Annotated in this window: 14 protein-coding genes; all 14 read left to right on the forward strand. The window is 69.3% G+C overall.

What is annotated here, in order from left to right; genetic code table 11:
• The first annotated feature begins 9 nt into the window (after window positions 1-9).
• The 14 genes from GPA10_RS05220 to GPA10_RS05285 all read left to right on the forward strand — a co-directional run bounded on the left by GPA10_RS05220 (window position 10) and on the right by GPA10_RS05285 (window position 13514).
• Window positions 10-1359, forward strand: a complete 1350-nt coding sequence (locus tag GPA10_RS05220) for a phage major capsid protein (RefSeq protein ID WP_058847368.1) — start codon at window positions 10-12, stop codon at window positions 1357-1359.
• Between the two features lie 79 nt (window positions 1360-1438).
• On the forward strand, window positions 1439-1852 hold the full coding sequence (locus GPA10_RS05225; RefSeq protein ID WP_157164446.1) for a hypothetical protein: 414 nt from the start codon (window positions 1439-1441) through the stop codon (window positions 1850-1852).
• A 17-nt stretch (window positions 1853-1869) separates the two neighbouring features.
• Window positions 1870-2340, forward strand: a complete 471-nt coding sequence (locus GPA10_RS05230; RefSeq protein WP_157164447.1) for a hypothetical protein — start codon at window positions 1870-1872, stop codon at window positions 2338-2340.
• Between the two features lie 100 nt (window positions 2341-2440).
• A complete protein-coding gene (locus GPA10_RS05235; RefSeq protein ID WP_157164448.1) occupies window positions 2441-2761 on the forward strand; it encodes a hypothetical protein in 321 nt (106 codons plus the stop codon).
• A 41-nt stretch (window positions 2762-2802) separates the two neighbouring features.
• Window positions 2803-3861 (forward strand): hypothetical protein, encoded by a 1059-nt coding sequence (locus tag GPA10_RS05240; protein ID WP_157164449.1) that lies wholly within the window; start codon window positions 2803-2805, stop codon window positions 3859-3861.
• Window position 3862: 1 nt separating this feature from the next.
• A complete protein-coding gene (locus GPA10_RS05245; RefSeq protein ID WP_157164450.1) occupies window positions 3863-4237 on the forward strand; it encodes a hypothetical protein in 375 nt (124 codons plus the stop codon).
• Window positions 4238-4243: 6 nt separating this feature from the next.
• Window positions 4244-4708 (forward strand): hypothetical protein, encoded by a 465-nt coding sequence (locus GPA10_RS05250; RefSeq protein WP_157164451.1) that lies wholly within the window; start codon window positions 4244-4246, stop codon window positions 4706-4708.
• Complete coding sequence (locus GPA10_RS05255) at window positions 4701-5453, forward strand: hypothetical protein (RefSeq protein WP_157164452.1); 753 nt, start codon at window positions 4701-4703, stop codon at window positions 5451-5453. The genes GPA10_RS05250 and GPA10_RS05255 overlap by 8 nt, the downstream gene beginning before the upstream one ends.
• Window positions 5453-5899, forward strand: coding sequence for a hypothetical protein (locus GPA10_RS05260; RefSeq protein ID WP_157164453.1), 447 nt, complete (start codon window positions 5453-5455; stop codon window positions 5897-5899). The genes GPA10_RS05255 and GPA10_RS05260 overlap by 1 nt, the downstream gene beginning before the upstream one ends.
• 6 nt (window positions 5900-5905) lie before the next feature.
• Window positions 5906-6313 (forward strand): hypothetical protein, encoded by a 408-nt coding sequence (locus GPA10_RS05265; protein ID WP_246258775.1) that lies wholly within the window; start codon window positions 5906-5908, stop codon window positions 6311-6313.
• Between the two features lie 12 nt (window positions 6314-6325).
• On the forward strand, window positions 6326-6730 hold the full coding sequence (locus GPA10_RS05270; RefSeq protein WP_157164454.1) for a hypothetical protein: 405 nt from the start codon (window positions 6326-6328) through the stop codon (window positions 6728-6730).
• A gap of 141 nt (window positions 6731-6871) precedes the next feature.
• Window positions 6872-10729, forward strand: coding sequence for a phage tail protein (locus tag GPA10_RS05275; protein WP_157164455.1), 3858 nt, complete (start codon window positions 6872-6874; stop codon window positions 10727-10729).
• A gap of 70 nt (window positions 10730-10799) precedes the next feature.
• Window positions 10800-11249 (forward strand): hypothetical protein, encoded by a 450-nt coding sequence (locus tag GPA10_RS05280; RefSeq protein WP_343040349.1) that lies wholly within the window; start codon window positions 10800-10802, stop codon window positions 11247-11249.
• A 3-nt stretch (window positions 11250-11252) separates the two neighbouring features.
• Window positions 11253-13514, forward strand: coding sequence for a hypothetical protein (locus tag GPA10_RS05285; RefSeq protein WP_157164456.1), 2262 nt, complete (start codon window positions 11253-11255; stop codon window positions 13512-13514).

A 13514-nucleotide genomic window follows, 5' to 3' on the forward strand; every position in this document is an offset into this window, starting at 1 on the left:
GGAGGCACTGTGGCTACACCGACCATCCCGCGCGACGCCAGCGAGCTGGAAGACGCGCTCGGCGACACCGCGACGCTCAAGGACATCGTCAAGTCGCCGGAGACGCTGAAGGACTTCATCGTCGACTACGCCAAGGCGCAGCAGAAGCACGACCCCGGCATCGAGCAGCAGATCCGCGAGGAGACCCAGAAGCAGTTCGCGGACGTCCTTCGCAACGACAAGCTCCTCAACGAGATCAACCGGCTGAACCTCGACCCCACCGGTGGCCCCGTCGCCCGCTCCAAGCACTACAACGCCAAGGCCCCGGGCGCCTCCCTCGACAAGGACTTCGGGAACTGGGGCAAGTTCCTCGCCTCCACCTGGGACGGAGCCAAGGGCGCCGCCGCGATGACGGCGCAGGACGACATCTCTCGCATCCAGAACGCGTTCGGCTCCTCGGTGCCCTCCGATGGCGGGTTCCTCATCCCCGAGGTGCTTCGCGCCGAACTGCTGCGGGTCGCGCTGGAGATGGCGGTCGTCCGCTCCCGGGCCCGCGTGGTCCCCATGGAGTCCCTCACCGTCCCGTACCCGATGCTCGACTCCACGTCGAACGCCTCCTCGGTGTACGGCGGCGTCGTCGGCTACTGGACCGAGGAAGGTGGAACCCTCACCGACTCCTCTCCGACCTTCGGGCGGATCGAGCTGGTCGCGAAGAAGCTCACCCTCTACTCCGAGGTCCCCAACGAGCTGTACCGCGACAGCCTCATCAGCCTCGAACAGTTCATGAACGAGTCCTACCCCGAAGCCCTCGCCTGGTTCGAGGACGTCGCGTTCACCTCCGGCAACGGTGTGGGGCAGCCGCTCGGTTACCTCAACGCGCCGGCTGCTGTGTCGGTGGCGAAGGAATCCGGGCAGGCGGCGGACACGATCGTCTGGGAGAACCTGGTCAAGATGTACGCCCGCATGCTGCCGTCCAGCATGCAGCGCGCGGTGTGGGTGGCGAACAACGACACCTTCCCCGAGCTCGCGACCATGGCCCTGTCCGTCGGTACGGGCGGGTCGGCGGTCTGGATCGGTGATGGCGGCGGTGAGGCGGCTCCGCCGATGCGGATCCTCGGCCGTCCCGTGATCTTCACGGAGAAGGTGTCGACCGTAGGTGACGCCGGTGACATCAACCTCGTGGACTTCGGCTACTACCTGATCGGTGACCGGCAGGCGATGCAGTCGGAGACATCGGCGCACTTCAAGTTCGGCAACGACAAGACGGCGCTCAGGGTGATCGAGCGGGTGGATGGCACCCCGTGGATCAAGTCGGCGATCACGCCGAAGACCGGCAGCAGCACCCTCAGCCCGTTCGTGAAGATCGCGAACCGAGCCTGATCCGCCAGCCTCGGCCAGCAGTCACGCCCTGGCCGGGGCCTCATCCGCAGAGGCAATCAACCCCCTCAAGGAGGGCACCATGCGAGGACTCGGACGGGTCTTCAACGTCATCCCGGCAGCGTCCGGCGTGCACATCCCACTCACCAACGCGAGCGCCATCAGTTTCGTCACCTACGAGGACGACGGCACCACCATCGCCACCATCAAGGAATCGGTGGACGGCGCCTCCGAGCAGGCCCTGGACTGCGACGTCTACCCCCACAAGGCCCCGGGTGTCGGCGGCACGTGGACGGCGATGGCCGAGCAGGACGACACGCTCGCGCTCGGCGGCGACACCACCAACGACTGCATGGTCTTCACCGTCGACGCGAGCCAGCTCTCGGACGGCTTCAACTGCGTCGAGGTCACCGTTGACGGCGGCATCTGCATCGCGCTGCTCCACGACCTCACCTCCGGCCGTAAGCCCGCCAACCTGCCGCGCAACGTGGTCTGAGAAGGGAGTACTGAGACATGAGCACTCTCATCCAGGGCGACCAGGTCCGGGCGCTGCTGCGCGGGATCAAGGTGTCGCGGGCCACCGCGGCGCTGCCGCAGACCGCGGCCGGGGCGCTGTTCACGGTGTCCGGCGGCAAGGTCCTCATCACCGGCCTCGTGGGCGAGGTCACCACCGTCATCCAGACTCAGGCCGACAACACGAAGCTGACCTTCGACCCAGCCGACGCCGGGGCGACGCAGGATCTGTGCGCGGTCCTCGACATCACCGCGGACGCTGTCGGGACCATGTACTCGGTCACCGGGACGCCGGGCACGGCGATGCAGGACGCGCTGAACTTCCTGCCGTCGAACAAGGTCCCGGCGCAGCCCATCGTGCTGAAGCCGGGCTCGATCCTGCTGGACTGCGCTGCCTCGAACACCGGCAGCGTGAAGTGGGAGCTGACGTATATCCCGCTCGACAACGGCGCGTCCGTGGCGGCGGTCTGAGATGGCGCTGAGGCGATGCCGGGAGTGCACGACACGGTTCGCGGTGGGCCTCCTGGTATGCCCGCACTGCCGATCAACAGATCACGAGGAGGACGGCGCCATGCCGAAGATCACCCGCCACGGCGGCCCCACCATCGCAGGCGCGGAGGTTACGGGCGGCGCGTGGAGCGACGAGGACACGCCGGACGGATGGCCGGAGTCCGCCGAGGAGGGAGGTGAGGAGTCATCTCCTGGGAGCAGCTCCTCAACATCATCCGAGAAGGACGAGACCTCGCCCGAGCAGAGCGAGACGCCCCGCCCGTCGCGTGCCCGAACGACGGCGAGCCGCTCAAAAAAGGACCGGACGGCGAACTCTTCTGCGAGTGGGACGGATGGCGGCCCCGAGGACGATACGTCGGCGACGGGCTCCGCTGACGCGTAGGCACTGGACAGCAGCGACACGACGAGAGGAGGTGACGAGAGATGACCCAGCCCTGGTACGCGACCCGCGAGGAGATCAAGGCCGAGCTGGACGTGCGGGAGACCGCGCGCAGCAACGCCCGGATCGACCGGGCGCTCGACGACGCCACCGATGCCGTGCACGGCCTGTGCCACCGCACCTTCTACCCGGTCGCGGCAACCCGCTATTTCGACTGGCCCAACAGCCAGTCGGGGACGTCGTGGCGGCTGTGGCTGGACGCCAGCGAGGTCGTTTCCGTCACCAGCCTCGTCTCCGGCGGCGCCACGATCCCGGACACCGACTACTTCCTGGAGCCCAACGTCTCCGGGCCGCCGTACAACCGGATCGAAATCGATCTCGCGTCCAGCGCTGCGCTCGGCGGCGGCGACACGCACCAGCGGGACGTTGGTATCAGCGGCGTGTGGGCAGGCTGCGCCCTCGTCGAGACGCAGGCTGGGGCCACCGTCGAGGGCCTCGACGCATCCGAGACGGGCATCGACGTGGATGCCGCCACGGCTGCTGCGGTCGGCGTCGGCAGCCTGCTGCGTATCGACAGCGAGCGCGTCATCGTCTCCGGCCGCTCCCAGCTCGACACCGGCCAGACCCTGGGTGGTGGGGGCCTGACCATCCAGAACAGCGCCGTCACCGTGGCCGTGGCAAGCGGCGCGGCGTTCGCGGTCGGGGAGACGATCCTCATCGACGGCGAACGCATGCGAGTCGACGACATCGCGGGCAACACCCTGGTGGTGACACGGGCGTGGGACGGCTCGGCGATCGCAGCGCACAGCGTCGGGGCCACGATCTACGCCCCGCGGACGCTGACGGTGCAGCGCGCCGCGCTCGGTACCACCGCCGCCACCCACAACTCCGGGGCCAGCGTGCACCGGTGGGACCCGCCCGGCCCCGTCAGGCAGCTCTCCGTCGCCGAGGCGCTCACCAGCCTCCTGCAGGGCCGCTCCGGGTACGCGCGGACGGCCGGCACCGGTGAGTGGGAGCGCGAGACGACCGGCCGCGGTCTGAAGGACTTGCGCGAGCGCGTGTACGCCAGCCACGGGCGCAAGGCCCGAGTCAGGAGCGTGTGACGTGCTGCTCGACGTCTCCACCCGCGCGACCGGGCCCTTGTTCGACGGCCGTGCCCGCGCTGCCGCGAACGCCTACGTCAACCGCCTGGAGCGGCAGCTCGCCGAGGAGGGTCTGAACATCCTCCGTGTCGAGATGCGCGCGGTGTTCCGGAACCCGACGGGCTACTACGAGTCCCGCTGCCGCGTCGAGGACGGGCGGCGGATCACGGACAGCCGGGTCGTGTACGGGCCGTGGCTGGCGGGGGTGGGCTCACGGAATTTCCCGGTGACCAGGTTCAAGGGCTATGACCACTGGATCCGTACGCGCCACCAGCTCAACGAGCGCAAGGTCGGCTTGGGTGAGCGGCTGTTGCGCCGGTACACGGGACGGATGTGATGTGCCGTGACTCTTGATCTGCGCGTCTACCGCTCCCGGGCCACCTCGCACGCCCAGGCCACCGGCTTGTTCGGCCAGGTGCTGGGGCACGAGCCAGTCTCGGCGCCCGGGAGCGGGCTCACCGCCGCCTACTGGGTGTCCCGCATCGGCCCGGTCCCGCCGGGCTCGGGGCTCACGGCGACGACCGCGCGCCTGGAGCTCATGGGTCGCCTGCTCATGCCTGCGGACACCGAGCCGCCGGACGAGGTGGATCTCGCGGTGACGGATGCCGTGGACGCGCTGGTAACGGCGTACACCGGCGACCTGGACTTCGGGGACAGCGTCCGCAACGTCGACGTGCTCGGCGCCCACGGCGCCCCGCTCCAGGCTCAGTTCGGCTACGCGACCTTCCAGGGCGGGACCACGTACCGGGTCGCAACCCTCACCATCCCGCTGATCATCAACGACGCTTGGGGGCAGGCGTATGGCTAAGACCTCAGGGCTCGGCGACAACCTGTACATCGCCGGGTACAACGCCTCCGGCGACATCCAACAGCTCGGCCGGATCGGTGGCGGCCCGGCCCTGCTCAACTTCACCGGGATCGACAAGAGCGCGTACGAGCGCCGGGGCGGCCTGCGTGACGGCGCGGTCGAGATGACCACGTTCTTCAACACCGACTCGATCACTCCTGCGACGCACGAGACGCTGTCGGCGCTGCCGCGTACGGATGTGATCCTGACGTACTGCCGCGGGACGACGCTCGGTGATCCGGCAGCGTCGCTGGTGGGCAAGCAGGTCAACTACGACCCCACGCGGGCCGATGACGGGATGCTGACGTTCGGGGTGTCGGCGCAGGCCAACGGCTACGGCATCGAGTGGGGACGCCAGCTCACCGCAGGGGTCCGTACCGACACCGGGGCTGCAAACGGTGCCTCGATCGACACGGCGGCGTCAGCGGCATTCGGAGGCCAGGCCTACCTCCAGGTGTTCGGGTTCACGGGTACAGACGCCACGGTGAAGATCCAGGACTCAGCGGACGACAGCAGCTTCACCGACGTCGCCTCCTTCGCCTTCACGCAGATCACTGCGGGACCGACGACCGAGCGGATCGCGCTCTCCAACACCGCGACAATCCGTCGGTACGTGCGCGCCGTCACGGTGACCACCGGCGGGTTCACCTCGCTCAGCTTCGCCGTCAACGTGATCAAGAACGAGGTAGCGGGAGTGGTCTTCTGATGACCGTCGAACTGTTCCGGCCCGAGCCGCTCATGCCGCCGCAGGCCTACAAGACGTACGAGATGCGGGCGCCGCTCTCCTCCCACTTCCGGCCCGGGACGTGCGCGCAGGCGGAATGTCCGCACTTCCTCAACGGCTGGCGTGTGCACGTCGAAGCGCTCACGCCCGACCTGCTCCAGGCTGCGCGGACATCGGGCCGCCGGTACCGCGAGGAGCACGTCGCCGAGGGCCACACCTACCTGGTCTTCGAAGCGGGGCAGGCGTGCTTCCGCGCCTCGCAGCACCGCGTACGCGTCGATCGGCCGCCGCTGTACCTCGTCCGCGACGGCGACCACCGCGGGAATCCGCTCGGCACGAAGGCCCGGCTGCATCAGCGGCCGGAGCACTGGATCGAGGACTTCGCCACGCATCAGCAGGCGATCGCAGACGAACTCAACAAGGGGTGATCACTCATGGCGAAGTCCAGCGGGTTGGGCCAGACCACACTCTCGGTCGACGACGCGGGCGGTACCGCGCGCGACATCCGCAACGACATCACGAACTGGCAGATGGCCACGCCGCGCGGCGTGCAGGACACCACCGGCGTCGACAAGTCCGCGAATGAGCGACTGCTGCTCCTCGCCGACATGTCCGTGACGTACAACGGCGTGTTCAACCCGTCCAGCAACCGGCAGCACGACGTGTTCAAGACGGTGCCGTCCACGAGCGTGGCGCGGACCTGCACGAACACCGTCAACGGGGTCACGCTCGCCGGTGAGCTGCTGTTCTCCGACTACCAGATCACCCGGGCCGACTCCGGCGAACTCACCTGGTCCGCGCCCGGCGCTCTCGCCGACGGCACTGTGCCGACTTGGGCCTGAGGGGAGAGCCACATGGGCTACAAGGCAAAGCGTAAGACGATCACCCTCCAGTTCGAGCCGGGCCACGACCTGTACGGCCTGGAGGTGCAACTGCGCGGGATGAACATCGGCCAGTACCTGAAGTTCACCGGCTACGACGGCGGCGACGGCGAGACCGTAGCCGGGCTGATCGACCGGTTCGGGGAGCACCTCGTCACCTGGAACCTCGAAGACGAGGACGGCACGGCCATCCCGGCAACGCCCGGGGCTGTGCAGGAACAGGACCACGATCTGATCCTCGCGCTGGCCAACGCCTGGATGGATGCTCTGGCGGGGGTGCACGACGGTGACCCTTTGGCGGAGAGCTCGCCCTCTGGCGAGCCGTCCCTGGTGGAGTCCGTCCCGATGGAAGCACTGTCACCGAGCCTCGCGAGCTGAAGCACGCGCGCTGGGTCCTGGACCTGTGCACCCGCTTCAGGTGCCTGCCCAGCCAGCTGTACGAGGAGGACTCCGACCTCTTGCGCCTGCTGGCGCTCGAAGAACTCGGAGGGCGCGACGAGCGTGGAGGGGAGGTAGACGATGTCTGACGACGTCACGATCACCGTGCGGGTCAACAACCAGACCGCGGCCGGGTTCCGGGACATCCACGGGCAGATCCGCACGCTGGACGGCCGGTTCGCGACAGCGGCGGGCGGAATCCGCAGGTCTTCGTCGGGCATCTCCCAGGCGCTGGTCGATGTGAAGGCGTCGATGCTGTCGCTGGCGCCGGCCGCGGTACCGGTGGCGGCGGCGATGGCGCCAGTCGCCGCGAAGACCGGCGCCGCAGGGCTGGCGCTGGTCGCGTTCGGGGCGGCGTTGAAGCCGCAGATCTCCAACCTCCAGGACGTCTCCGCGGCGCAGGACAAGTACAACGACGCGGTCACCCAGTACGGGCGGCAGTCCAAGCAGGCGATGGAGGCGCAGCAGGCTGTCGCGCAGACGCTGCGGACGATGCCGAAGGAGACGCAGCGCGCAGCGGTCGGCTACCAGCTGCTGCGGGAGGAGACGAAGGCATGGTCGGACGACATGGCCCGGTTCACGATGGCGCCGGTCGAGAAGAGCTTCGCGGTCATGGGCCAGGTCGTGCCGAAGCTGACGCCGATGGTGCGTGGGGCGTCGACGGAGTTGGACCGGCTGATGTCGGTCGCGGGCGGCGCGGTGAACACCTCGGCGTTCGACGCGCTGATGGACAAAGTCTCGGCCTTCGCGAACTCCTCGTTGCGGGAGGCCACCGACGACGCGATCCACTTCGCCCGTGTCCTGTCGGAAGGGGGCGGCGGTGAGGGGGCTGTCGGGCAGTTCTTCGCGTACGCGCGCGAGAACGGCCCTGCGGTGCGGGAGCTGTTGTCGAGCGTGGCGCAGGCGGCCGGGAATCTCGCTGCGGGCGCGGCGGAGGCGGGGCCGGGGCTGCTGGCGGTAGTGAACGCGCTGGCGCAGTTGGTGGCGGCGGTGCCGCCTGAGGTGATCGGCACGCTGATGCAGGTGTACGCGGCGTTCAAGTTGATCACGCTGGCGGGTGCGGGCATCGCGGCTACGAGTGCGGCTGCTGGTGGGCTGGCGACGCGGGTGACGGCGCTGGGGACAGCGTCGGCCGCTGCGGGCGGCGGGTTGGCGGGGCTGCGGGCGGCGTTCATGGCGCTGGGGGCGACGGCGAAGGCGTCGGTCGTGGTGGCGGGTATCGCGGCGGTCGCCGTGGCGGTGCACAAGTTGTCGAGTATGGGGCGCGAGGCGCCGCCGAACGTCGAGCGGCTGACCACGAGCTTGGGCAGGCTGGGACAGTCCGGGAAGATCGGCGGCGAGGCGGCCCGCGTCTTCGGGGACGACCTCGGCGGGCTGTACGACAAGATCCGGTCGGTGTCGGACCCGGCGACGGTCGACAAGGTTCAGCAGGGCCTCGTCAAGATCTTCTCGCTGGGCATGGCGGACTCGACGCCGGTCAAGGAGGCCAAGCAGAATCTCGCCGCGATCGATGACGCCCTCGCCGGGCTCGTGAAGGGCGGCAAAGCCGAACAGGCGGCGCAGGCCTTCGAGGCGTTGAAGCGGGCCTACCGCAAGGGCGGCGGGGATGTCGGGGACCTCAAGGACAAGCTCGACGGGTACAAGAGCGCCCTCGCGGATCAGCGGTTCGAGCAGGAGCTCGCCGCGCAGTCGATGGGTCTGTTCGGGGCGCAAGCACAGAAGGCGCAGGCCTCGCTGGATGCGCAGAAGCGCTCCGCTGATGGGCTACGGCAGTCCTTGCAGGCCCTGAACGACGCGCAGCGCCAGGGCCTGGGCGGGATGATCGGCTTCGAGGCAGCGATCGACGCGGCCGCCAAGGCGGCGCAGTCCAACGCCGGGGCGCTGTCGATGTCGGGCGGGAAGCTCAATCTCAACAGCGAGAAGGCCCGGGACGCGGCGTCGGCGCTGAACGACTTGGCCGCGAAGACGGATGAGGCTGCGGCGCAGGCGCGGCAGTCGGGGGCGTCGTGGGAGACGGTCAACGGGATCTACGCCCGGGGCCGCGGGGAGTTCCTCAAGCAGGCGCAGGCGATGGGCTTGACCGCCGCGCAGGCGCGGCAGTTGGCCGGGCAGATCATGAAGATCCCCAGCAAGAAGTCGACGCGGCTGGAGATGCGTACCGAGGACGCGGTGACGGGACTGAACTCCGTGATCGCGGCGATGAAACGGACCCCGAAGGCCAAGAGCGTCACCGTCAAGGCACTGACCAAGGACGCAGTCGCGCTGTTGCAGTCCTTGGGCTTGAAGGTCCGGCGGATGCCCGATGGCTCGTTCCGGGTCACGGCGAAGACAGGCGCAGCGCATTCCAGCATCGGAGCGGTCCGGCGGGCGCGGGACGGGCTGAAGAACAAGACGATCTCCATCGGTGCCAACACGGGAGCGTTCAGGGCTGCGGTCAGCGGGCTGGTTGGCCGGGTGCTGGGTACCTCCTTCATCAACGTGGTGTACCGCAAGAACCCGGCGGTGGGGGCCGCGCTCCTGGGTGGCATGCGTGCGTTCGGTGCCTCCGGCGGTCTGGCCAGTACCTTGCCGCAGAAGCGGTTCGCCAGCGGGGGCGCGGTACAGGCGTTCCCCAACGGGGGGCCGATCCAGGGCCCTGGTACCTCGACGTCGGACAGCATTCTGGGCATGTTCCCGTCGGGGGCGACGGCGCGGGTGTCCGACAGCGAGTACGTCGTGCAGGCGCGAGCCGTGAAGAAGTACGGCGTCCGCTTCCTTGATGCCCTGAACGACGGTCGGCTGCTGATCCCCGGGCTGAAGAAGGGGGGCCTGACGAAGGCGCAGCGGGCGGAGCGGGCCCGCGAGGCTGCGCGGGTGCAGCGGGAGGCGCGGAACACGCTGTGGGATCAGTTCGGGATCTCCCATTTCGGGCGGAAGGCGGGGTATCAGCGGGATCCGTTCGAGAAGGCATTGGGGGCGCCGTCTGATCTGGGGTCTCTGGTCTCCTCGCTGAATCAGGCGCGCGGCAACATCAAGCGCGCGACCAGCGGGGGCACCGAGCGGCGTCTGCTGCGCGCGCTGGACTCGACGGGCAAGAGCCTGATCAGGAACGAGAAGTCCCTCAGCAAGGTCAACACGGCCCTGGACAAGGCCAAGGACAAGCTCGGCGACCTGCGGAGCAGCGCCTCGCAGCTCCAGGAGTCGGTGCGGTCGAACGTCCTGTCGGCGGCGAGCATCCTCCGTGGGCAGGGTGAGGGCAAGCCGGTCACCGTGCGGTCCGTCATGAGCGGTCTCATCGACTCGCGGGACAAGGCGACCGCGTTCTCGGGGGCCCTGTCGACGCTGAAGAAGCGCGGGCTCGACAAGGGGCTGCTCCGGCAGATCGCGGAGGCGGGCATCGACGGCGGCGGGCTGGAGACGGCGGGCGCGCTGATGCGGGCGTCGAGCTCCGAGATCAAGTCGATGAACTCGTTGCAGGCTCAGATCGCGAAGTCCGCGCTGAGCTCCGGAAAGACGGCTGCGGACGCCTTCTACGGGGCGGCGATCAAGGCGCAGGAGAAGCTGGTCAAGGGCCTCCAGAAGAGCCAGGACAAGCTGGAGAAGGCCATGGCCAAGCTGGCCAGGGCGCTGGAGAAGACGATCGCGCGCGGCCTCCGCGGCCGGAAGGCGGCCGGCGGCATCATCGGCGCTGCGGCGTCGGGTGGTATCCGCAGCGGCCTGACGTGGGTGGGTGAACACGAGCCCGAGCTCCTGGATCTGCCGGTCGGCTCGCGGGTGCGGTCCGGCCCGGACTCCAGGCGGCTGGCTGCCGCCGCGTCGGGCGGGCCTCGGGAGCCGATCGTTCTGGAGCTTCGGTCGAGTGGCAGTGACGTCGACGAGTTCCTGTTGAAGATCCTGCGCCGCGCCATCAAGACGCGCGGCCGTGACGTCCAGCTCGTCCTTGCGGGGCGACCGGCATGAGGAAGTGATCCAGATTCACAGGTACCGCACATGGAACGGGCCAGCCCCCACCAGCGCCGCGCAGGCGTCGGTGACGACGGGCACGTCGATCAAGACGATGCTCCAACTCGCCACCCCCAGCACGCGTCAGATCCAGTTGATCTCGTGGGGGTTCACCGTCGACGATCCCCCCGGCGCCGACGGGGTCGTCGAGCTGCTCCAGGTGGACGTCGCGGCGACGGTCACGGCGCACGTGGCGTCGGGTGTGCAGCCGCTGGACCCGAACGCACCGGCCAGCCTCATGTCGCTGGGCACGAGCGCGACGGGCTACACGGCGACCGCCGAGGGCACCGTCACGGCGTCCAGGGTTTTCGATGTGGTGGCGCTGAGCTCGGCGACGGGCGAGTCGCCGCTGACGTACACGTACCAGTGGATGCCGGACGAGCGGCCCATCGTCGCCGTCTCGAAGTTCCTGCGGGTGCGGGCGACCACGGCGACGACCGCGGTCGATCTCCGCTGCTGGGTCTGCTGGGACGAGTAGCCGATGCCCGGAGGTCTCGCAGCGCGGGTGATGGGCTGGCAGCGGCGGATGGGCGCCGCGGCCGGTCCCCTCGGCGCGTCCGGAGAGGCGTCGACCGGGGCGCCGGTGACGGTGGAGCTGTGGATCAGCGGCGCGTGGGTGGACATCACCTCGTACACGATGGTCCGTGACGACAGCGGCTCGATCCGGATCACGCGGGGGATGCGGGACGAGGGCTCGCAGACGGAGCACGCCACGGCGCAGCTCCAGCTGAAGAACACGGACGGGCGCTTCTCGCCCCGGAATCCGTCCGGCCCGTACTTCGGGCTGATCGGCCGTAACACGCCGATGCGGATCTCGGTTCCGGACGGGATGGGCGGCAAGTCGTACCGGCTGTGGGGCGAGGTCTCCGACTGGGCGCAGGGCTGGGACACCAGCGGCAACGATGTGTGGACCGACGTCGAGGTGAGCGGCATTATCCGGCGTCTCGCGCAGGGTCCGGCGCCGGAGCGGTCAGTGATCTACCAGGCGATCACGGATCCTCTGCTGCCGCAGGTGGTGGCGTACTGGCCGTGCGAGGATCCGGCCGAGTCCACCCAGCTGGCGTCGGCGCTCGTATCGGGGTCGCCGATGCGCTGGTCGGGGACGCTGGCCCTGGCCGCGTACGACGGGATCAAGGCCAGCGACCCCCTGCCGGACTTGTCGCTGGCCACGCTGTCGGGTGGCGTCGCGCGGTACGACGATCCGACTGCGACCCAGGTCCGCTTCCTTGCCTCGATTCCTGCTGACGGGCTGTCCAACGGGAAAGTGCTCTGCGCGATCGACCAGTTCGACTACAGTCCCGGCTCCGCGCAGTTCTGGGAGCTGTACTACACGACGGACACCAAGAGCCTCACCCTGTCTCAGCACGACTCGGTCGGCTCTGAGCTGGGCGTCGCGTTGCCGCACACGGTGGACGTCCGTGGGCGTCAGCTCTACGTCTCGATCGAGTTCTCCGAGAACGGCACGAGCCTGACCCGGGCGGTCCGGCTGACGGACGTGAACAGCGGTGTGACGTACAGCGCGACCGACACCGCCTTCCTGACGCAGGTCAGCCGGGTGACCCGCATCCAGTTCGGTCCGGCGAGCCGGTCGGTGGTGGGGCTGGGGGGCACGCAGTACCTGCCCGGGGTGGCGATCGGGCACGTGACGGTGGAGACCGCGGTCACGGCCACGAACGCGCTCGGCGTGCGCCTCAACCCGATCGGCGAGCGCGCCGGCCTCAGGGTGCTGCGGCTGTGCGGGGAGGAGGCGATCCCGGTCGACTGGATCGGCGACCTCGACGACACGGTGGCGATGGGCGCGCAGGGCCGGTCGAATCCGTTGACGCTGGTCCGGGAGTGCGTTGAGGCGGACGGCGGGATGCTCTACGAGAGCACTGCGGTGCTCGGGCTGGGGTATCGGACGCGGGGGTCGCTGTATGGCCAGGACCCGGCGCTGGTGCTGGACTACGCGGCCTACAACCTGGCTGCGGTACCTGTGCCGGTGGAGGATGACCAGCGGGTCCAGAACAAGGTCACGATCACGGTCAACGGCATGAGTGCCACGTACGAGGAGACCGAGGGCGCCCTATCGACGGCGCTGCCACCGGCGGGTGTGGGTGCGTACGGCACGGACGTCACACTGAATCTGAGCAGCACGGACACGGTCGTGCTGCGGGATCAGGCGGCGTGGCGGGTGCACCTCGGCACGGTGGACGAGGCCCGGCACCCGCAGATCAGCGTGAACCTCGCGCACCCCTCGTTCGTCGCGAACCCGGCGCTACGGCAGGCCGCGCTCGCGCTGCGGCAGGGCGACCGCGTGCAGATCCAGAACCCGCCCGCATGGCTGCCGCCGCAGGCCATCGACCAGCTCATCCTCGGCGTCGAGGAGACCATCTCGCACTTCCAGCACCGGCTCGTGTTCACCTGCGCCCCAGCGTCCCCGTACACGGTGGGTGTCCTCGACTCGCCGGACGCCCGGCTCGACACGCCGGGCTCCGAGCTGACTGCTGCGGTGTCCTCTTCGGCGACGGCTCTGACGGTGGCGCCGTCGGCGGGCGAGTCGACGCTGTGGACGACGGACCCGGCGGAGGCGCCGTGGGACATCCGGGTGGGCGGCGAGGTCATGACGGTCACGGAGGTCCAGTTCGTCGTGCAGGACGGCTTCGACCGGACGCAGACCAGCGGGTGGGGGACGGCTGAGTCCGGCCAGACGTGGACCACCACGGGCGGGTCGGCGTCGGACTACTACGTGGAGGGCGTCTGA

Origin of the sequence: Streptomyces typhae, assembly GCF_009755605.1 — a bacterium.
Taxonomy (GTDB): Bacteria; Actinomycetota; Actinomycetes; order Streptomycetales; family Streptomycetaceae; genus Streptomyces; species Streptomyces typhae.

Excerpts from the sequence above, each read along its gene's own strand:
- GPA10_RS05225 (WP_157164446.1), top strand. The coding sequence starts at position 1,439 with ATGCGAGGACTCGGACGGGTCTTCAACGTCATCCCGGCAGCGTCCGGC.
- GPA10_RS05230 (WP_157164447.1), top strand. The coding sequence starts at position 1,870 with ATGAGCACTCTCATCCAGGGCGACCAGGTCCGGGCGCTGCTGCGCGGG.
- GPA10_RS05235 (WP_157164448.1), top strand. The coding sequence starts at position 2,441 with ATGCCGAAGATCACCCGCCACGGCGGCCCCACCATCGCAGGCGCGGAG.
- GPA10_RS05240 (WP_157164449.1), top strand. The coding sequence starts at position 2,803 with ATGACCCAGCCCTGGTACGCGACCCGCGAGGAGATCAAGGCCGAGCTG.
- GPA10_RS05255 (WP_157164452.1), top strand. The coding sequence starts at position 4,701 with ATGGCTAAGACCTCAGGGCTCGGCGACAACCTGTACATCGCCGGGTAC.
- GPA10_RS05260 (WP_157164453.1), top strand. The coding sequence starts at position 5,453 with ATGACCGTCGAACTGTTCCGGCCCGAGCCGCTCATGCCGCCGCAGGCC.
- GPA10_RS05265 (WP_246258775.1), top strand. The coding sequence starts at position 5,906 with ATGGCGAAGTCCAGCGGGTTGGGCCAGACCACACTCTCGGTCGACGAC.
- GPA10_RS05270 (WP_157164454.1), top strand. The coding sequence starts at position 6,326 with ATGGGCTACAAGGCAAAGCGTAAGACGATCACCCTCCAGTTCGAGCCG.
- GPA10_RS05275 (WP_157164455.1), top strand. The coding sequence starts at position 6,872 with ATGTCTGACGACGTCACGATCACCGTGCGGGTCAACAACCAGACCGCG.
- GPA10_RS05285 (WP_157164456.1), top strand. The coding sequence starts at position 11,253 with ATGCCCGGAGGTCTCGCAGCGCGGGTGATGGGCTGGCAGCGGCGGATG.